Annotated in this window: 16 protein-coding genes; 9 read left to right on the top strand and 7 right to left on the bottom strand. The window is 45.9% G+C overall.

All coding sequences use genetic code 11. From position 1 onward, the window contains the following. Positions 1-77 precede the first annotated feature (77 nt). Entirely contained in the window at positions 78-1,658 is a 1,581-nt protein-coding gene (locus NOG12_RS11985; protein WP_313933374.1) for a serine hydrolase domain-containing protein, read from the bottom strand. 110 nt (positions 1,659-1,768) lie between these two features. Here NOG12_RS11985 and NOG12_RS11980 point away from each other — a divergent pair, with 110 nt between their 5' ends. Next, a complete protein-coding gene (locus NOG12_RS11980; RefSeq protein ID WP_153827077.1) occupies positions 1,769-2,440 on the top strand; it encodes a DNA-3-methyladenine glycosylase I in 672 nt (223 codons plus the stop codon). 51 nt (positions 2,441-2,491) lie between these two features. Here the strand turns inward: NOG12_RS11980 and gorA are convergent, their stop codons facing one another. After that, a complete protein-coding gene (gorA, locus tag NOG12_RS11975; protein WP_313933373.1) occupies positions 2,492-3,847 on the bottom strand; it encodes a glutathione-disulfide reductase in 1,356 nt (451 codons plus the stop codon). Between the two features lie 131 nt (positions 3,848-3,978). On the opposite strand from gorA, the gene NOG12_RS11970 reads away from it, so the two are divergent. Then, a complete protein-coding gene (locus NOG12_RS11970; RefSeq protein ID WP_313933372.1) occupies positions 3,979-4,722 on the top strand; it encodes a M48 family metallopeptidase in 744 nt (247 codons plus the stop codon). Between the two features lie 7 nt (positions 4,723-4,729). Here the strand turns inward: NOG12_RS11970 and NOG12_RS11965 are convergent, their stop codons facing one another. Beyond that, entirely contained in the window at positions 4,730-7,030 is a 2,301-nt protein-coding gene (locus tag NOG12_RS11965; protein ID WP_313933371.1) for a S9 family peptidase, read from the bottom strand. Between the two features lie 114 nt (positions 7,031-7,144). Between NOG12_RS11965 and prlC the strand changes: the two genes are divergently transcribed. Continuing rightward, positions 7,145-9,223 carry an oligopeptidase A gene (prlC, locus tag NOG12_RS11960; RefSeq protein ID WP_313933370.1) on the top strand — a complete coding sequence of 693 codons (2,079 nt, stop codon included), beginning with the start codon at positions 7,145-7,147 and terminating at the stop codon, positions 9,221-9,223. Positions 9,224-9,281: 58 nt separating this feature from the next. Here prlC and NOG12_RS11955 read toward each other — a convergent pair whose 3' ends face one another. After that, positions 9,282-9,500, bottom strand: coding sequence for a DUF2970 domain-containing protein (locus NOG12_RS11955; protein WP_313933369.1), 219 nt, complete (start codon positions 9,498-9,500; stop codon positions 9,282-9,284). A gap of 19 nt (positions 9,501-9,519) precedes the next feature. Continuing rightward, positions 9,520-9,819 carry a hypothetical protein gene (locus NOG12_RS11950; RefSeq protein WP_110075477.1) on the bottom strand — a complete coding sequence of 100 codons (300 nt, stop codon included), beginning with the start codon at positions 9,817-9,819 and terminating at the stop codon, positions 9,520-9,522. 202 nt (positions 9,820-10,021) lie between these two features. On the opposite strand from NOG12_RS11950, the gene rpe reads away from it, so the two are divergent. Further along, complete coding sequence (gene rpe, locus NOG12_RS11945) at positions 10,022-10,690, top strand: ribulose-phosphate 3-epimerase (protein WP_153827083.1); 669 nt, start codon at positions 10,022-10,024, stop codon at positions 10,688-10,690. 27 nt (positions 10,691-10,717) lie between these two features. Beyond that, positions 10,718-11,722, top strand: coding sequence for a tryptophan--tRNA ligase (gene trpS, locus NOG12_RS11940; RefSeq protein WP_110075475.1), 1,005 nt, complete (start codon positions 10,718-10,720; stop codon positions 11,720-11,722). 211 nt (positions 11,723-11,933) lie between these two features. Here trpS and NOG12_RS11935 read toward each other — a convergent pair whose 3' ends face one another. Further along, positions 11,934-12,137 (bottom strand): helix-turn-helix transcriptional regulator, encoded by a 204-nt coding sequence (locus NOG12_RS11935; protein ID WP_055647226.1) that lies wholly within the window; start codon positions 12,135-12,137, stop codon positions 11,934-11,936. Between the two features lie 651 nt (positions 12,138-12,788). Here NOG12_RS11935 and NOG12_RS11930 point away from each other — a divergent pair. The 4 genes from NOG12_RS11930 to NOG12_RS11915 are packed head-to-tail and all read left to right on the top strand — an operon-like array spanning position 12,789 to position 19,617. Next, on the top strand, positions 12,789-15,518 hold the full coding sequence (locus NOG12_RS11930) for a DEAD/DEAH box helicase family protein (RefSeq protein ID WP_313933368.1): 2,730 nt from the start codon (positions 12,789-12,791) through the stop codon (positions 15,516-15,518). After that, positions 15,515-16,624 carry a hypothetical protein gene (locus NOG12_RS11925; protein ID WP_313933367.1) on the top strand — a complete coding sequence of 370 codons (1,110 nt, stop codon included), beginning with the start codon at positions 15,515-15,517 and terminating at the stop codon, positions 16,622-16,624. Before NOG12_RS11930 ends, NOG12_RS11925 begins: the two co-directional genes overlap by 4 nt. 12 nt (positions 16,625-16,636) lie before the next feature. Further along, entirely contained in the window at positions 16,637-18,169 is a 1,533-nt protein-coding gene (locus NOG12_RS11920; protein ID WP_313933366.1) for a phospholipase D-like domain-containing protein, read from the top strand. A 2-nt stretch (positions 18,170-18,171) separates the two neighbouring features. Continuing rightward, on the top strand, positions 18,172-19,617 hold the full coding sequence (locus NOG12_RS11915; protein WP_313933365.1) for a sigma-54-dependent transcriptional regulator: 1,446 nt from the start codon (positions 18,172-18,174) through the stop codon (positions 19,615-19,617). On the opposite strand, the gene NOG12_RS13395 is transcribed toward NOG12_RS11915, so the two are convergent. Next, entirely contained in the window at positions 19,553-19,714 is a 162-nt protein-coding gene (locus NOG12_RS13395) for a YdaS family helix-turn-helix protein (protein ID WP_470385078.1), read from the bottom strand. The genes NOG12_RS11915 and NOG12_RS13395 overlap by 65 nt on opposite strands. Positions 19,715-19,722: the final 8 nt, after the last annotated feature.

Genomic DNA, 19,722 nt, shown 5'->3' with positions numbered 1-19,722 from the left:
CGAGAAAAAAATGCCAGTCAGCTCTTAACTGACTGGCATTAGCCATTTGGGCCCGTTTTTTTATTTCCCATGATGGCTTAATGAGTTAACAGTTGTAGTGCTTGTTCATTCACTGAGGTGGCTTGGTTATTCAGTACCACCACGCCTTTAGAACCATCTAGATAAAAGCCCACAAAACTACTAAATCCACCGGTTTGGCCATTGTGCCAAGCATAAGGACGCTGCTGGTCGTCGAAACTTATCATCCACCCTAGTGCTTGCGCACAACAGCTACTTTGCTGCAGGCGTGGTTGTAGTAAGTTCGTTACGATAGGGTCTTGGTTGGCAGATTTAGCCATTAGAAATTGCACATAACGGCTCATGTCTTCGACCGTTGCCAGTACCGCTCCAGCCCCAGCTAAGCTCTGGAAAGTCCAGTGCGGTACTACCTGGCCCAAGCTATTATGGCCCTGCGCTAGGTTTAACGCGGGTGGGCTATCGGCTAAGGCTAATTGAGCGTGAGTCATGCCAGCTGGGGTAAATAAGACTTGCTTAAGCAAGACAGCTAAGCTGGTTTGTTGCCGCTTCGCAATAGCTTCGGCCAGCACACCATAAGCAAAGTTCGAATAGAGATGGCTGCCATCCGTGAGTTCTACCTCAGCTAAAGCTTCGGTTAATTCAGTCAGACCGTAGTGGGCATATGGATTGGTTGCCGCAGCACCATCAAAAAGATTCGCTGGCAGCCTTGGCAAGCCGCTGGTGTGGGTTGCCAGTTGTTCTAGCGTGATAGTACTGGGTGCTTGGCTAAAAATACTCTGTAATTTGGTCTTAGCTTGTACGCTATCGCTAGCAATGGCATCTGCCAATAAGTAGCTCACCATGGTTTTGCTCACCGAGCCTATTTCGTACAAGGTGGTCGCGTTGTGATTGCCGTAGAAAGTAGGTTTGAAGCCACTAGCGGTGACGATAGCAGCAGCTCCGCCTTGCTCTCCAAAACTTGGTTGCTGATAATCTTGATTGTTGGCAGCCACATTTTTTAGGAGGGTAAGCGGTAAGGTCGCACCCTGTTTAAATTCGCCTTGGTAACCACCACGAATGGCGCTACCGCGATAACTAGCTTGCAGCATTGGCGAATTGAATTGTAGGGCCTCATCACTGATCTGTAAGTTGCTGACGGGGATACCATAACTTTGCTGGCGCGGACTATCTAAGGTAGCGAGATAACCTTCAGCGAGCACTGCAACATGAAGCACCAACGGTAGTTGCGTCTGGTCATCAATCGCGAGATTGCCCCGATAGGCACCTTCAAAGTTCAAGCGATTGATAGCATCACCGGTTAGCTTATAAAAGGTGATGTCGTAATTTCGGCCTTGTTTAAATTGCCCGCTAAGGTTGCCATCCACAAGGTTGCCGGTAAAACTCAGGCTGGCACGGTCATCAGCAAAACTGACACTGGTAGCGGATAGGTTGGTGCGAGTAGGCTTGATATCAAACGCACCTTGGTTAGGACTATCGTAATATAACTGATTATCTCGTATGGTTAAGCCGAGGGTGATAGCAACTCCTGGTTGCACTTCTAATTTGGCGCGCCAGATACCATCAAGGTTGTTTGCTTGGGCTGGAATACTCGCAGCAACCAACAGCGCCACAGCAATGAAAACTTGCAGCAGTTTACGCATAACACAGACTCTTTAGTTATTGTTAGAAAGTGAGTGTGATAGTTTATCCTAATGCTGATAGCAAAAGAGTCAACTTAACAGCTAGATTAGCTAACTTTGCAGAAAAACCAATGAACTTTACTTACTTTTACGAACAGGCCGTAAAGCGGCACGGTAAACCACTAGTGCAGCAGCGATTGCCAAAGGTAGCAACTGCTGAGCAATTAGTTGCTAGGTCTGATAATGATTATCTTGCAGAAATCACGCGTTGTGTGTTTCGAGCGGGCTTTGCATGGCAAGTTATTGAGCGAAAATGGGCGGGCTTCGAGGAGGCTTTTGCCGGCTTTTTGCCACTTTATTGGCAGCAGGTGCCGCCAGAGCGCCTCGATGCACTTGCACAAGATGAGCGTATCGTGCGCAATCCACAGAAAATCGCCACGGTACCGGTAAATGCGCGGATGTTAGTCGACATAGCGGAGCAGCATGGCAGCTTTGGTCAGTTTCTAGCAAACTGGCCGAGCGCCGAACAGCATCTGTTACTTGCATATTTGAAGCAACATGGTGCCCGTTTAGGTGGCACTGCGGCCCAGCATGTGCTCAGACGAGTGGGGTGGGATGGGTATATTCTTACTCCCGATAACCTGACCGCGTTGAAAAATCATCGGTTACTGGATGCATCGCCTTACAGTAAACGTGGCGCGGCCCAAATACAGCATTGGTTTAATCAATGGCATGAGGCTACTGGATTACCTTATAGTCATCTATCGCGAATTCTGTCGATGAGTATTGATGTGCGGGGCTAATCGTTGAAGTGAGGCCAGGGGAGTATCCACTGGCCTCGCGGTTGTTCTGCATTAACCCCTCATAGTAACAAACTCTTCAGCACTGGTTGGATGCAGAGCGACAGTAGCATCAAAATCAGCTTTGGTTGCGCCCATTTTCATCGCCACGGCAAAGCCCTGTAAGATCTCGTCCATGCCTTCGCCAATACCATGAATACCGATGACGCGCTGCTCTTTACCTACACAGATAAGCTTAAAAGTACTGAGTGCCCGATGTGGGGTAATAGCGTTGTACATAGCAGCAAACTGTGAACGATAGACAGTAATATCATCGCCATGTACCTCGCGCGCTTCGGCTTCGGTAAGCCCAACCGTGCCAATTGGAGGGTGACTAAAGACGATGGTTGGTATTTGACTGTAATCCATGTGGGCGTCAGGTAAATCAGGATTAAACAGTCGCTCCGCTAGCAAACGCCCGGCTTTAATGGCGACAGGCGTGAGTTGGGCTTCGCCAGTAATATCACCAACGGCGTAGATACCAGGAACATTGGTATTTTGATATTTATCGGTACGAATAAAACCCTGCTCATCGGCGTTAACTCCAGCGGCAGCTAAGTTAATCTTATCGGTTGCCGGAACACGTCCGATGGCCCAAATTAAACAATCGACATCAGCTAACTGACGGCCGTCTTCGCAATGCACCGTGAGCAAACCATCGGCTTGCTTTTCAACTTTAGCGACAATACAACCCGTGTGTAATTGCAGTTGATCTTGTTGCATGCGCTCTAACAAGGCATCGGTAATATCTTTATCAAAGTAGCGCAAAGGACGATCGCCACGCACTAATAAATGGGCGTCACTTCCAAGGGCGTGTAATACTCCGGCAATTTCAACGGCAATGTAGCCAGCCCCAACGACCACGGCTTTCTTAGGGCGTTCAGTCAAGGCAAAAAAGCCGTCTGAATCTATCCCATGTTCAGCGCCTTCAATGGCTGGAATAAGCGGTCTGCCGCCAACGGCGATGGTGATATGGTCTGCAGTAATACGCTCACCATTTACCTCAACGGTGTTGGCATCGACAAAGGTAGCAAAGCCTTCAATGAAGTCGACCCCATTGCTCGCAAAACCACGTTGGTAGCCGCCATGAATACGCTCGATGTAGGCTTCGCGATTAGTCACCAGGGTTTGCCAGTCAAAACCTTGCTGCTTTACATCAAAGCCGTAGGCTGAGCTATATTTGAGGGCTTCGGCGATATGGGCGCCATACCACATGACTTTTTTAGGTACACAGCCTACGTTAACACAAGTGCCACCTACGGCTTTCGCTTCGATAACAGCGGCTTTAGCACCGCGAATAGCGGCACGGTTGGCTGAAGCTATGCCGCCACTGCCGGCGCCGATGGCAAGGTAATCGTAATGTCGAGTCATGCGGGTACTCCTAATTCATGCAAGATTGCTGCTTTAATGATACAAATGAATGCTATGATCGCTGAAATTGTGGCAAGGTGCAATGCAAGGCGTACAGCAATTCACTCCTTAACAAGGAATTACGTAATCTCGTGTCAGTTCAGTCGTTACCAGCAACACAAAAACTGCCCAGCTACCAATTAGTGCGTAGCAAAAAACGCCGTTCTATCGCAATCAAAGTGGTACATGGGCAGGTACAGGTGCGGGCGCCGCAGCGGGTCAGCGACGCTGAAATAAACCGCTTGGTGCAGGCGAAAGCAACCTGGATTGCTGAGCACGTTGAGCGCCAGCAACAGCAACTGCAAGGGCTAGCGCCACGCCTGTGGCAGTCGGGTGAGCGCCTGCGCTGGTTGGGGCAACCGCTGCAGCTCAAAGTAAGCCAAGCTGGGCGTAAAACCTGTGAGCGCTATGGGCGCGAATTATTTGTGACGGTAACTGCGCGCAGTAATTCGCAGCAGGAGCCCCGACGTACTGTTATCGCATGGTATCAACGACAGGCACTGCAATGGTTAGACGATTTTTTTGCACACTGGCCGGCTGAGCATGGCCTGCAGCCAAAAGGTTGGTCGGTTGGTGATTTTACCAGTAAATGGGGTCATTGTACGCGGCAGCATCAGCTACGCTTTAGTTGGCGGTTGTGGATGGCACCAGCATGGGTCGTGACCAATGTCGTGATTCATGAACTGTGCCATCTGCAAGAATTTAATCACAGCAAGGCATTCTGGCAGTTGGTGGCAAAACATTCAGCAAGCTACCAAGAAGCCGAACAATGGTTGCGCACTTACGGTAGTACGCTTATGCACAACCACTATTTAGACTACAGCGATGCTGAGTAGCACCAAGCTAGCGAGCTCCAGCGGGCAGGTGCTCTTGTAAAAACTCAGCCATCATGGTGCGTAAATGTAAGGTGGTGCCAGCACCTTCGTAGATACCATGCGAGCGATTTGGATAAGCAAAATAGTCAAATTGTTTACCATGCTTAATCAGCTCATTAACGAGGCGTTCGCTGCCTTGGAAATGCACATTATCATCACCAGTACCATGCACCAATAAGAGCTTTCCTTGTAAATTAGCAGCATGAGTGAGGGCGGATGTTTCACGATAGCTTGCCGCTGCCTCGGGTAGGAGACCAGAGTAACGTTCCTGATAAATAGTGTCATACAAAGTTAAATCAGGGACTGGCGCTAACGCCATCCCCAGGTGGTAGGATTCTGGGTAGCGGAATAACGCATTCAAGGTTTGCGACCCACCACCACTGTGACCCCAGATACCAACGCGGTCAGCATCAATAAAAGACCAACGTTCGAGCATCGCTTGTAAGGCATCGTGCTGATCGCGTACCGTGACTACTCCTAGTTGTTGATAAATAGAACGCCGCCACTCGTAGCCTCGCGGTGAGCGGGTTCCGCGGTTATCAATAGAAGCAACTAAGTAACCTTGTTGAGCTAAATAGTTGTGGAATAAAAAGCGTTCGCCACCCCAACTATTGCTTACGGTTTGGCCCCACGGCTCACCATAGACATAGAACAAAATTGGATATTTTTTGCTTGGATCAAAATCTGCCGGCTTGATTAAGAAGCCATCGAGCAGCAAGCCATCTTGGGCGGCAACTTGAAAGAACTCAAAGTCACCGCGTTGCAGTTGGTCGAAGTTTTGCTGAGCGCTCTGATTGTCTTTGATAATACGCAGCGATTGGTGTTCAGGCAGCTTGATCATATCCACGACCGGCATGGTGTCGATATCTGAAAAAGTGTGCACCGCGTAGTTCGCATCCGCTGAAAGTTGATAGCTGTGGGTGCCAGGCTGAGCAGGTGTAAGGCGCTCAAGTTTACCACTGCCGTCTAAGCTGGCGCGGAACAAATAGCGCTCTAATGGGGTGTCAGGAGACGCAATAAAGTAGACCCAGCCACTAGCTGGATTAATTTGCAGCACTTCAATAACATCCCACTGACCGCGAGTGATGGTACGAAGTCTACCCGTGTCACGTTGTACGACATAAAGATGACGGAAACCACTACGCTCACTTAGCCACGTAAATGCAGAGCCTTCATCAATAAATTGCACATCGTCTACATATTCAGCCCAGCTTTCTGTGGTTTCATCAAGCAGTTTCTGGACGGCACCGCTGTTAGCATTGGCGAGAAAAACAGTATTAACTGCTTGTGACCGAGTTAATTGTTGAATTAATAGTGAATCACTATTACCAGCCCACTGCATGCGGACTAAATAATGTTGGCGTGGATCACCTGGTACATTCATCCAAGTAGTGTTGCCGCCGCTAGCAGGCATCACCCCTATACGCATGGCGGCATTGGTTTCACCTACCTTGGGGTAGGGAAATTGCTTCAGTGTGGGATACAAGCTATCAGTATTGTTGATCATGGTAAATAAGGGAGTACCGGCGGTATCTAACTGCCAGTAGGCGATGGATTGACCATCCGGGCTCCAACGAAAACCATCACGTAAAAAGAATTCTTCTTCGTTGACCCAATCAAAGGTACCGTTAACGATAGTATCATTGCCGTCTTTGGTTAAAGCCGTTATCCGCTTGCTAGCAAGATCTTCGACGTAAATATTATTCTTCATCACGTAGGCCACCCGCTTAGCTTGCGGGTCAAACTTAGCGAATTGCAGTGTTGATGGCTCAGCGTTACCTCCAAGCTGCTGTAACTGCTTGGTCTTTAAATCAAACACCCAATAATCGCCCAACGTATGAGTGCGCCATGAGCGTTTGGTGTTGGTGAAGATGAGCAGCTTTTGGCCATCTTCAGACCAGCTATAATCAGCAATGCTAAGAGGTTCTGCGTCGGTACTAGGGCGCAAATCTGCAGCTGCAACAAGCAGGGTGCGTTGTTGGGTTTCAGGATGGTATCGAACTAAATCTTGACCCCCATCGGTGGCATTTTCAAGCACCGTGTAACCACTGCCGTCGGCTAACCAACGAGTAGGGCCGACGCCACGAGCTGCATAGTCAGAACTGTTATATAGCCGCTCAAACTGAATTTGCGCGCCAGATTGGGTAGCAACAACCGGGGCTGGTTGAGTGCTATCGCTTGGTAAGGAGCTACAGCCGGCAGCAATAAATACACTGGTTAATGCGATTACGCCGTGGCGTATCCAAGCACGAGAACTGCTATGTGTCATACGGACTTCCTGTTATTGTTAGGCCTTGTTAAATGCGTCAATCATCCCTACATAAGGATGATGAAACATCAACGACGCGAATTATTTATACAGCATTATTCAAGAGGATGCGCTATGAGTCAAAACCCTTTGCTCAGTGATTACCATTTACCGCCCTTTAGCAGTATCAAAGCGGAACACATTGTACCGGCTATCACTCAGCGTATTGCAGACTGCAAGGCAACTATTGAAGCTGTATTAGGGCAACCTGAACGTACTTGGGAGGCTCTAGTAGCGCCACTCGAAGAGGTGGATGACAAGCTTGAGCGTAGTTGGGCACCGGTTTCTCATTTGAATGCCGTGGTAAGCTCAGCCGAGTTGCGCAGTGCCCACGATCAATGTTTACCGCTGCTCTCTGAATATGGCACCTATGTCGGCCAACACGAAGGCCTGTATCAAGCTTTTAAAACCCTAGCAGATAGCGCCAGTTTTACAGAGCTTAGCCAAGCCCAGCGTAAGGTTATTACCGATACTTTACGTGATTTTGAGTTGTCGGGGGTGGCGTTAACAGGAGCAGCGAAACAACGCTATGCTGACATTCAATCAAGACTTTCCGAATTATCCTCACAGTTTAGCAATAACTTACTAGATGCGACTGATAATTGGCATTTTTTAGTGACGCCAGAACTGCAACAGCAAGCCGACTGGTTAGCTGGGCTACCTGAAAGTGCGGTCGCTGCTGCGGCGGCAGCTGCGGCCGAGCACAATCAACAAGGCTGGCGCTTTGGTCTCGATATCCCAAGCTACCTGCCAGTAATGACGTATGCCGATTATGAACCGCTTCGACAAACCATGTATGAAGCCTTCACTACGCGGGCGTCGGATCAAGGGCCACAAGCTGGTCAGTATGATAACTCCGAACTGATGGATGAAATTTTGGCATTGCGGCATGAGTTGGCACAATTGCTTGGTTTTTCGAATTATGCCGAATTATCCCTTGCCACCAAAATGGCGGATAGCCCGGCTCAAGTTGAAGGCTTTTTGCAAGACCTAGCAGAGAAATCGTTACCTCAAGCTAAACAAGAGTATCAGCAGGTAGTTGAGTTTGCTGCGCAGCAAGGTAAAACTGACCTTGCTGCTTGGGATGTTCCTTATTACAGCGAGAAGCTGAAACAGCAAGAATATGCTATCTCGGACGAAGAGCTACGGCCGTATTTTCCTGAGCAACAGGTTATCAATGGCTTATTCCGCGTGGTTGAAACTCTGTTTGGGTTAAAGATAGAGGCCAGCCAAGCCTTTGAAGGTTGGCATGAGCATGTACGCTATTACCAAATCAGTGACAATAAGGGCGATCTGCGTGGTAGTTTCTTCCTTGATCTTTATGCGCGAAGCGGCAAACGCGGTGGCGCTTGGATGGCTGACTGTGCGGTACGCAGGATAACCACCCAGCAATCATTGCAACTACCGGTAGCCTTTTTAACCTGTAATTTTAATAAGCCCGTAGGTGACAAACCGGCCCTGTTTACCCATGACGAAGTGCTCACTCTGTTTCATGAATTCGGCCATGGTTTACACCATATGCTGACCAAAATAGATGTTGCTGGGGTATCAGGAATCAATGGTGTCGCTTGGGATGCGGTGGAGTTACCGTCGCAATTTTTAGAAAATTGGTGTTGGGAGCCGGATGCTTTAGCGATGATCTCTGGTCACTACGAAACCGGTGAACCGCTGCCAACTCAGTTACTTGACAACATGCTAGCTGCACGGAACTTTCAATCGGCCATGCAAATGGTACGACAACTTGAGTTCAGTCTGTTTGATTTGCGTATTCATCGCGATTTCGACCCGCAACAAGAACAGCAAATTCAAACCATTTTAGATCAAGTGCGCGAGCAAGTGGCAGTGCGTAAGCCGCCGGCAAGTAATCGTTTTCAGCATAGCTTTGGACATATTTTTGCTGGCGGTTATGCAGCGGGTTATTACAGCTATAAATGGGCTGAGGTCCTTTCGGCGGATGCTTTTGCGCGGTTTGAAGAGGAGGGAATCTTTAATCGGCGCACGGGCCAAGACTTTTTGCGCAGCATCCTAGAACGGGGTGGCTCGCAGGATGCTATGGAGCTGTTCAAAGCATTTCGTGGGCGAGAACCACAAGTGGATGCATTATTGCGTCACAGCGGCATTACCTCGTTTGAGCAGTTAGTGGCTGCTGAGTAAGAGTAAAGTACAAAAAAGCCAGCTAAAAAGCTGGCTTTTTTGCTAAGAGCAGTTGCTATCAACTCGCCAGAATCGTGTTAACAAGCAGCACTAAACCTAATACGAACAACACCGCAAAGACCACGCCAATGCCAATAAACAACAAGGGGTTGCCATTGTTGAAATCGCGCTTGCGATTGGCTTCGGTTTGCACCCCAAACATGGCTGCTAGGACACTGACAATGACGGCCAATAAACCAGGTTTTTCAACATGAGTATTATCGACGCTAGGCAGCATAAGCAGGTCTACTTTTAGGCTATTGAAGTGGATTTTCGTAGTGGCGCTTAGACTTGTCTTTACTATTGAAAAGTAGCTCGAACAAATCTAAAAAGTGAAACTGCGTCGAGCGGCTTTGCCCAGTAAACCACGCATGCCAAGAAACTTGCTTGGCTGGCGCAACACAAGCTTCTAGTGAACTGTGCTGTTCACTGACATCTAATAACTGCTCGCACTGTTGGGTGTAATTGCTAGCTGTCGTTTGCCATGCTGGTGCTAGAAAAGCGCCAGACAAAATCGTGCCAGTAATAACTGCAATTATCATTAATCGCAACTTCATAACTGACCTCCATTTAAATAAGGGTTGATTCGGCTTTAGCTAAATTTATCGATGAGGTGAATCACGTAAATTTGGTTAACAATTAGACTACTAAAATAGCAGGAATAAGGTTCATTCGCCACTCTTAAAAACGCATTTTTTTGACTGCTAAGCGCACTTAGCTCTGTTACACTTAGTGGATATTTCGCTAGCAGAGGTTTTTATGGCTGACTATCTTATTGCTCCGTCTATTCTCTCAGCTGATTTTGCGCGGCTGGGTGAAGAGGTTGACGCAGTGTTGCAGGCGGGCGCTGATGTCGTTCATTTTGATGTGATGGACAACCATTTTGTGCCGAACTTAACCATCGGCCCAATGGTATGTAAAGCGCTACGAGACTACGGTATTAAAGCTCCTATTGATGTCCATTTAATGGTACAACCGGTAGATCGAATGATCGATGATTTTGCGGCTGCTGGCGCTTCCATCATCACCTTTCATCCTGAAGCCTCAACCCATATCGATCGTTCTTTGCAGCAGATAAAAGCGGCTGGCTGCCAGGCGGGCTTGGTATTTAATCCGGCCACGCCCCTGCACTATCTAGATTATGTGATGGATAAACTCGACGTTATTTTGTTAATGTCGGTGAACCCAGGATTTGGTGGGCAGTCATTTATTCCGTCGACGCTAGCGAAACTAAAACAAGTGAGGCAGCGTATTGATGCCAGTGGACGCGACATTCGGCTAGAAATTGATGGCGGTGTCAAAGTCGATAATATTGCCGAAATTGCGGCGGCAGGAGCTGATATGTTTGTGGCAGGTTCGGCGATTTTCAATCAGCCTGATTATGCAGCTGTGATAGCAGCGATGCGCAATGAGTTAGCTAAAGTTTAATGAATTATTTAATGGAATCTTTTCAGCATGAGTAAACCTATCGTATTAAGTGGCTGTCAGCCGTCAGGACAATTATCTATTGGTAACTACATTGGTGCGTTACGCCAGTGGGTAAAAATGCAGGATACTCATGATTGTCGGTTTATGTTGGTGGATTTACATGCCATCACGGTACGCCAAGACCCAGCTCAGCTACGTTCAGCCACACTGGATGGGCTAGCACTTTATATGGCGTGTGGGTTAGATCCTCAAAAAAGTGTGATTTTTGTCCAGTCCCATGTACCAGAGCATGCGCAGCTAGCTTGGGTGCTCAATTGTTACACCCAAATGGGTGAATTGAATCGGATGACCCAGTTTAAAGATAAATCAGATCGTCACGCCAATAATATTAATGCAGGTCTATACACATACCCAGCATTGATGGCAGCAGATATTTTGTTATATCAAGCGAACGAAGTGCCGGTGGGTAATGATCAGAAGCAGCATTTAGAGCTGGCGCGCGATGTGGCTACCCGATTTAATAATCTGTATGGCGATGTTTTTACCATTCCTGATCCTTTCATTCCAGAAGTGGGTGCAAGGGTTATGAGCTTGCAAGATCCGAATAAAAAGATGTCAAAGTCAGACGACAACGAGAATAATTTTATTGGCTTGTTAGAAGACCCGAAAAAAATCGAGAAGAAATTAAAACGAGCTGTAACTGATTCAGATGAGCAGGCACGGATTTATTTTAATCCAGAAGAGAAGCCGGGCGTTTCAAATTTACTGTCGATTATGTCGGCTGCTACGGGGCAACCTATCGCTGAGTTAGTACCTAGTTTTGAAGGTAAAATGTACGGACATCTGAAAAAAGAAACCGCAGAAGCTGTGGTTGCCATGTTGGAGCCTATTCAGCAGCGTTATCATGAGTACCGTAATAACCTTGATTATTTGAATCAGGTGATGGCAGCGGGAGCTACTGCCGCGAGTGAACATGCGGCAGCAACTCTGCGTAAAGTCTATGATGTGATTGGTTTTGTGCCACGCCCTTAAGTTCTAGACAAAAGTAGTGAGACGCACTGGTGTTATTACTGATCGATAATCTGCATGAGTATCTAGCGCGGTGTATAAACGTCCAGTAGTCACAAGTCATTTGGTTGATTACAAAACGTTTTTTTCTTGTAGCGGTTATTACGATCTAGCATCATCTTGATAAATTGCGGGTATGAATGCGGGTATGATTCTGGCCATACCCGCACTATCTTTAGTTACTGGATGCATAGTGTTGAGTATATGATGCTCTGGTATTTATCCAGTTGGTGATATCCTGCTCCTTCCACCCCACAGCCCTTTGTCCAAGCTTGATGTTGAGCGGAAATTCTCCTGTCTTCATGAGCGCATAAATTGAGCTTCGACTGAAACCAGTTAACTCAATGACTTGGGGTAAACGTAAAATTCGATTATCCATGACTAACTCCTAATGTTTAATTCAGGAGTATTGTGAAGTGTTAGGAAAGCCAGTGCGGGTCAGCAAGAGTAATTCGTTTATAACAAACCTCAACGAGCTATAAGCCCCCTAGTTAGATTGCGATTTCTTCAATCTATCTAACCGAGTCCACATAGGTGTAAAAAAACGGGCTCAGCTAAACCGTTTGGCTAGCAACGGCGCTTCTGTCATCGCTTGTAGGCGATAAAAGTGTTATGTCTGCAACCTTACCTATCGTTGCCAGCACTCAAGAAGTCATTAGCACAACAGTTCCAGCAATCAGCGCCGTTTTACTGGGCACCTGATAACAATAAAAGACGCCCAAGCGGCCAGATATCTGACGGCTTGGGCGTCATCCTACCCCGTACCCGTTTATCATGACGGCGTTTCAGTTATAAGTAGTCAAAGTAAAGTTGTTTGGGTTCTTTTCATTGTCTTGGCTTCATGAGAGTTATGTGATGTACAAAATGGTACTTATAGGTTATAAATTTACCCAAAGGGTGTGAAAAATACCTTCCTGTAAAAACCTTTATTTGTTCGGTGGTGCGCAATTAATAAGGCCTTTGAATCGAAGGTTGTTGGCACGATGCTTGATATTTAGGATGAACAACTTATTCGATCAAAGGACGAAACATGGCGTTATTAAGATACGCAAACTTAGGAATTCACAGGCCAGACATCCTGCTTAGTAAAGCAGTGAGTGGTCTTGGTGACTTTTATAAGTATTTAGACACCACTCGAAAATACCTAGAAAGTACGAAGGCTGTTAAAGCGATAGCTTGGGAAAAGCTGGACGATGCTCAAAGTGGAGTATGGATACAATTAGTTGAGCCTGCCGATAACTGCGGTGATTTCGAAAAGAACTTAAAGCTCTTTTTAGATGAAAGTACCGACACGGTATACGAAGCAAGCCCCGCTAGATGGAAAGCCGTGGGTAGTGCCGCTAGAGAATGCCCAAATTGTAGAAGTCACGGTAAACCTAAAATGGCTTATGCAACTGAGGAGCACGCGGACGAAATTGCGAGTAAATTAGGCAATGGGCTGTCGTCGTATGAGTGTCCAGACGGTTATGGTTGGCATTTGACGGGTAAATCACAAAGCAATGTTGGATTCAATAAATCCAACGCAATTTCAGTCCTGGACAGAAATGTAGAGAATGACAGCTTGTTATTGGATCGTTTACCTGTCCACGACTATTTGGTTATTCGTCCAAACACATACCAGTTAAAGTGTCAGATTAATGCATTGCAAAGCTTACAAGACACCCCTTCTATTCACCATCTTCCGCTATTGAGGCTGTTTGAAGGTAAGGATCATGCTAAGTGGCCGAATGTTCCTTATGATGAGCACTTATTTAACGATGACTACTACGTTCTTACCGATGGAGCAAGAGAGGGAACATCTCAGCAGCGTGATTTTGTAAATATTGCACTCAATACACCAGACTTTGCCTTCCTTGAAGGCCCCCCAGGATCTGGCAAAACTACAGCCATTTGCGAACTGATTCTTAAATTAATAAAGCGAGGTAAGCGGATCTTACTTTGTGCATCAACACACGTTGCTGTTGACAATGTTCTTGAACGAATGATGTCTGAAGAAAATATTTATCGCGACATGGTGTTACCTGTACGGATTGGAGATAAATCAAGCGTTTCTCAAAAGGCAAAGCCATGGCAATTGGAAGAGTTTGTTAAAACTGAACGCACAAGATTGCTAAAACATCTTCAGCGACAACCGCACATTTCAGTTAGTCAGAAGTTACTTAAAAGTAAGGTCGGTGAAGGTAAACATATTGTTGAGCGTCTTGTTCTTGAAGCGGCGAATTTAGTTTGCGGGACAACTATTGGTTTGCTTCAGCATCCTGATATCAAAAATAAACAATCAACATCGCCAATCTTCGATGTGATGATTATTGATGAAGCATCAAAAACAACTTTTCAAGAGTTTTTGGTGCCAGCGGTACTTGCCAAGCGTTGGATCATGGTGGGAGACCCAAAACAGCTTTCACCTTATGTTGATGATGAAGCTACCGAAGTAAATTTGCAGCCATGTTTACAGGATAGTTATCAGCGAGAAGCATGCGCAGATATTTTCTCTGCTCGACAAATCAATATTCAGAAACGAGAAGTATCCTTGGTTTGCACTGACGATGAAAAGACAATTGAATTTTATCATCAGCAAGCAAAGTCCAAAAATGTATTGGTTGCATCATCTAAAGGTCCGAAGACAGATCTCCCTTACGCATCAGTAGTCCTTGGTTCGTCAGCGTTCATCGCTCAGAATGCTAATCACCTACCCCTGGATTTGACGACCATAAGGGGGCTGCCTGCGTTACCGGAAAAGTTAGAAATGCGACTTGCAGCGCATTCGAGATTAACTCGTACAAAAATCAAGACCGAGTCCGATAGCTGGGAATCCCAGTTAGCGTGGCGACTGGCTCGTATGTACGAACAGCGCCTAAATACAGAATCTAACGGAAGTTCTAAAACTGTTAATAAGTTAAAGGAAGATATCAAAGCGCTACTACCATTTGACTCAGAAAAAGATACGTTCACTGCAATAGACAGGGTACGTAGGATCGCACTGCCTTCTATCCTTGAATCACTACAAGTTGGATTTGAACGAACAGAGTATCAGAAACAAGGCACCGCTCTGTCTGATGGACTTCCAGCCAGTGTTTTGGAACAACGACAAATACGGCTTAGTTACCAGCACAGAATGCATCCAGACATTGCCGAGTTTTCCCGAGTACATATATACCATGAAAAAGCACTGCAAAGTCCTGATGGTCAAGCTGAAAAGCGGGACTGGGGATACCGAAGCGGCTCACATCGTTGTATATGGCACGATGTTAAAGGTCGAAAAGGCAAAGAAGGTGAAATCATCGCTGAAGTAGAAGAAATATTAAAAGAATTAAGTCGCTTTGATTCTTGGGCAAAATCAAACCCAAATGTTGAGAAAAACCAACAAAAGCCTTGGGAAGTTGCTGTTTTGGCATTCTATCGGGCTCAAGAGCGAGCTATACGTCGAGCTTTACGACAGTGGACGGGAAATCATCACGGAGTAAGGCATTTCTATCGAGGTGAAAAATCCTCACCGTATATTGATATTCAGATATGTACCGTAGACCGTTTTCAGGGGCATGAGGCTGATTTTGTCATGCTTAGTTTCGCAAATAACCATCCCACGAGTTTTCTTGAAAGCCCAAATCGCTTGAATGTGGCAATTACGAGGGCCAAGCATCAGCTCATTGTGTACGGAAACCGCCCTGCAATGCAAAAGGCATCGGGTGTGTTAGGTACTTTTGCCAGCAATTCTTACTGGTCTACAACAATCGAGACTGAATCACAGGAGGCACTATGAGCCAGGACATCATACTAAAACGAGAAATTAAGACTGAAAGTTGGCTCATACAGGGTGAAATCGCGCTGGCAGATAGCCGTCCAGAAATTAACTGCGTGCTGCAATTCCTTCAAGATTATCCGAATGCGAGTTCTGCTGAGTGCTCCGAGCATTTATTTGGGGACAAAATCGGACGTCGTGTCGTTGCTGATAGGTTACTAAACATATGTCGATTATATGGGCTTGCTGAGTCTAATCGAGACCAATACAGGCTCACTGAATCAGGACTGATTGCTCTTGAGAAAGATCAAATCCTAGTGCCAGAAGATGGGTGTTGGAGCCTTTGCGTTTGTCATGAGCCTTTAATGCCTCATCCACTTCTTACTATTGATGCGCACACAGAGCCTAGTGCAGCGTCGATCGGACTTGGAAAAAACAGAAATGAGCTAAATGAAAGAGCAAAGCGACTCGTTGAGGTTCCTCAACTAGTCAAAGACGTTCGTGGCCTGAAGGTTGAACCAATAGGTGGAGGTTCGGAAGTACGCGTTGACAAAATTGAACTCAAAGGTGAGCGCATCTTACCTCAAGGAAAACCGTATTACATCGAGTGGAATGTGACTGATGGCAATGTCGATGTGAAGCGCGGAAAGGATCTTATATTTTCACGTCGGGTTGAACCAATCAGTCGTCAGCAAGTTTTGAAAGTACTTCTGCATAGTGAGGGCTTGCTTGAACAATGGGATGAGCAAACTGAAATCTTGTCAGTGGTTTTCGAAAATACTACTGAATCTGAGCGAATTAATATGAAGCGCTCGGTAAGCGTAAAAAGACCATCTGTTCACAAGTTGGGCTCGTTTGATGCGATGAAGTTACACAATATTTCTATATCAGCATTGACTGAATTGGATGCTAAAAAGTGGGCTGAATGGAGATTAGAGAAAAATATCAATATGTATGCCACTAATAGCAAGTACCAAGTTTGGAGAGAAAAAGCACTCGAACCTTTTAAACGTTGGAATTTCACACTACCTGATAGGGCTGAGTTGGCAAATCAGTTTTGGACTGAAGAAGACCAGCAAAATCAGCATACCTGGCATGTCATTGCAGCCCATGATTGGAACCTATAAGGAATAATAGTGATGAATTTAATTGAAAAGTTTACTAAGACTGAAACTAAGATTGTTGATCAATCAAATACCAAGTTGCCCCCTGTGCTTTTGCCTGTTTTACCTAAACAGGTATCTGATCCGCAACCTATAAATAGCTCTTTGTTCTGCAATGAGCTGCAATCAAGAGTTGTCGAATTAATCGATAATGCTGAGCACTCGGTTATTCTTAGTACGTTTTTACTTGCTGATGAGAATGTCGAATCTGCTGTCCTAAAAGCTGCAAAGCGCAAAGTTCGTGTGTACATACTATTGGCATGTGAGACTCGTCTTGATGGCGATGTGCCTGACGATGACTTTGGTAAGAAGTGTCTTGTGCAGCATAAGGAAATGTTAAACAAATTGTCTGGACATGTTCACTTTGCATCTGCGCCGCATTTCCACGCAAAAGCCGTTGTTATAGACGCATTACATGAAACTGGTAATGCTAAAGGGTTGCTTTTAACGGCAAACCTTACAGAAGAAGCACTTTTACGAAATGAAGAGCTGGGGGTCGCGCTTTCACGCCATCAAATAGCTGAGATAGTGAATGTGTTCCGTTGGGCAATCTTCGAGAGTGCGCAGCACCATATGACAAGCCGTGGTGAATTCTCAGCAAATAAGTCGCCGGGCAATGTCAGATATCCAAGGGAATTAACTGAAATACTGGTCACATCGAGTGAAGACGCTCGAATTAGGGAACACGCATTAGCGTTGATCAATCAAGCGGAAAATGAACTCATCATATCGAGTTTTGGGTGGCAAGAGGACCATCAGCTTGTAAAAGCAATATGTGAACGTGCGAAGTCGGGGCTAAAAGTCACCATTCTATCTCGCCAAAGACCCGCAGCCATGCCAGCGTTGTTGGCTATGAAACAGGCTGGTGCATCGGTGATGTGTTTTAAATGGCTACATGCCAAAGCGATTGTAGTAGATGGAATGCATGGCATGGTGATGTCGGCCAATTTTCAAGCGCATGGTATGGATCAAGGCTTTGAGTTAGGCGTAAAACTCACCGGTACTCAGTTAAAAGAGCTAATGAACTGCTTAGATATGTTTTTAACTAATAGCCACAATGAATTGAGCATCGACATGAGTCTAGGGATGATTTCTGGTGGTTTTGAAGCTTGGGAAAATAATACATTCAAGAGGTACTCAGTCAGCGAAGTAGACGTTGTTGAGTTATCACCTATAAAAGCAGATTGTTTGTCTGATATGGATAAGCACCCAAAAATACCCAATGCAAACTGGCGGGAAAAAACATCGCACAAGATTGAGTATAAATGGCGTATAGAGCCGCCAGTTATCACTAACGCCAGTCCAGAGTATTTCAAACCTTTAACGGCTAAGGATGAAACTTCTAAGAAGCAGGATTCAGGATCGCCTAGAGAGAGTTATGAGCCAAAGGTTGTTCGACTGACAAAAAAACAGTTAGCTATTACAGTTCGTCAAGAATACGAACTTGCCATGGCAAAAAGGCTGAAGCAAAGTGAATTGCCAAACGCCCGAATTGTATTGGAGGCGTAACTTTGGATAACAAAAACACACTGCTTTGTTGGCACTCAAAAAGAGCTGGGGTTGAGGTATTAGACGAAGCGTTAAAGCGGCTTAAGAATCGTAAAGTTTATGTTGGCAAAGTAATTGTTCTTACTCAGTCAGCTGGGGATAACAGTCTGTACAAAGAGCATGAATTTGGCGATATACAGATTACCTTTCGAACTGTAGCTATCGAGAACCCAGCTGATCACAACGAAATTTATCACGCAATAGAGTCTGAGATTATTCCAGAGCTAAAGCTTGAACAGAATCTTCATATCAATGTATCGCCGGGAACTCCGGCGATGCATGCGGTTTGGTTGATTCTTCATGCTCGGGGGCATTTTCCACGCGAAACAATCCTCTGGTCTTCACAATATAACCCCGATACCAAAAGAACCAGCATTGCCAAAGTTGATTTCAGTGTAAATACGTATTTGGCAGAGATCTCTGCTATTTCAAGTTCAGAGGGCGGTTACGCCCTTTACGATTTAGACCCTAAATCAAAAGCAAGGCAGGATGCATTACAAACGTTAAAGCAGTTCTCTTGTGTTCCCAAAGCTCCGTTACTTGTACTGGGTGAACGTGGTACAGGGAAAACGAGGCTAATTGAAACCGTTGTCGGTAAGGTAAAGCAAAAGCAGGTTGTTACGCTTGCATGTGGAGGACTAGATTCTCAAGTGGTTGATAGTATGTTGTTTGGCCACGTAAAAGGTGCCTTCACTGGGGCGGAAAAGGATCGCAATGGACTTTTGAAAGAAGCAAATGGAAAAGTTTTGTTTTTGGATGAGATTCAAGATTTACCTTCTTCGGTTCAGCGAAAGCTGGTTCGAGTGCTTCAAGATAACCATCATAGTTTTCGCCCTGTTGGAAGTGACACTGAGGAAGCATCTGACTTCGAGCTAGTTTGTGCGAGTAATAAATCACTTGAGCAATTGGCAACGATACTCGATGCTGATTTCTTTGATCGTGTATCCATGCTCACAATAACAATGCCTCCACTTCGTGCATGCAGAGAAGATATTCTGTCTGATTGGCAAAGAATCTGGCAGGAAGTTAATGTTAACCCCAATCTGCCTGCGGAAGCTCCGGTGTCAAATGAATTAATCCAGTTTTTTAACTCGGCATATTTACCAGGTAACTTACGTGACCTAAAAAAGCTGGCATACATGTCTTGTGCGTTTTTGAGCTCTCAAACTACAGAGTCGGCAATCTCTAGCTCAATAGCTGCGTTGGGCAAGCCTGTTATCCAGGAGGATAGTCCTGACACAAGGTTTGCATTTGGTGATTTATCCAAGACAACTAAGGATGAGTTAACGAAAGCGTTTCATAAGGAATTTGCAACAGCTGCCAAAAAGCAATTCGGTACATGGGTTAAAGCCGCAGAAGCATTGAAGGTGGATCAAAAAACTTTGCAAAAGTATATGAGAGACAATTGAGGCGACAACTAGCTTGAAAAACTCCGCTTGGGCATTCGGGGTAGATGTCCGGTCTTAACTGAGATCGGGTTACTTGTCCTTGCGTAGCTTGTTCGATGGGTAGAG

It is taken from the genome of Pseudidiomarina fusca (assembly GCF_032227045.1).
In the GTDB taxonomy this organism is placed as follows: domain Bacteria; phylum Pseudomonadota; class Gammaproteobacteria; order Enterobacterales; family Alteromonadaceae; genus Pseudidiomarina; species Pseudidiomarina fusca.
This window is presented reverse-complemented; position numbering and strand designations above follow the sequence as displayed.

Excerpts from the sequence above, each read along its gene's own strand:
- NOG12_RS11985 (WP_313933374.1), bottom strand. The coding sequence starts at position 1,658 with ATGCGTAAACTGCTGCAAGTTTTCATTGCTGTGGCGCTGTTGGTTGCT.
- NOG12_RS11980 (WP_153827077.1), top strand. The coding sequence starts at position 1,769 with ATGAACTTTACTTACTTTTACGAACAGGCCGTAAAGCGGCACGGTAAA.
- gorA (WP_313933373.1), bottom strand. The coding sequence starts at position 3,847 with ATGACTCGACATTACGATTACCTTGCCATCGGCGCCGGCAGTGGCGGC.
- NOG12_RS11965 (WP_313933371.1), bottom strand. The coding sequence starts at position 7,030 with ATGACACATAGCAGTTCTCGTGCTTGGATACGCCACGGCGTAATCGCA.
- prlC (WP_313933370.1), top strand. The coding sequence starts at position 7,145 with ATGAGTCAAAACCCTTTGCTCAGTGATTACCATTTACCGCCCTTTAGC.
- NOG12_RS11955 (WP_313933369.1), bottom strand. The coding sequence starts at position 9,500 with ATGCTGCCTAGCGTCGATAATACTCATGTTGAAAAACCTGGTTTATTG.
- NOG12_RS11950 (WP_110075477.1), bottom strand. The coding sequence starts at position 9,819 with ATGAAGTTGCGATTAATGATAATTGCAGTTATTACTGGCACGATTTTG.
- rpe (WP_153827083.1), top strand. The coding sequence starts at position 10,022 with ATGGCTGACTATCTTATTGCTCCGTCTATTCTCTCAGCTGATTTTGCG.
- trpS (WP_110075475.1), top strand. The coding sequence starts at position 10,718 with ATGAGTAAACCTATCGTATTAAGTGGCTGTCAGCCGTCAGGACAATTA.
- NOG12_RS11935 (WP_055647226.1), bottom strand. The coding sequence starts at position 12,137 with ATGGATAATCGAATTTTACGTTTACCCCAAGTCATTGAGTTAACTGGT.
- NOG12_RS11930 (WP_313933368.1), top strand. The coding sequence starts at position 12,789 with ATGGCGTTATTAAGATACGCAAACTTAGGAATTCACAGGCCAGACATC.
- NOG12_RS11925 (WP_313933367.1), top strand. The coding sequence starts at position 15,515 with ATGAGCCAGGACATCATACTAAAACGAGAAATTAAGACTGAAAGTTGG.
- NOG12_RS11920 (WP_313933366.1), top strand. The coding sequence starts at position 16,637 with ATGAATTTAATTGAAAAGTTTACTAAGACTGAAACTAAGATTGTTGAT.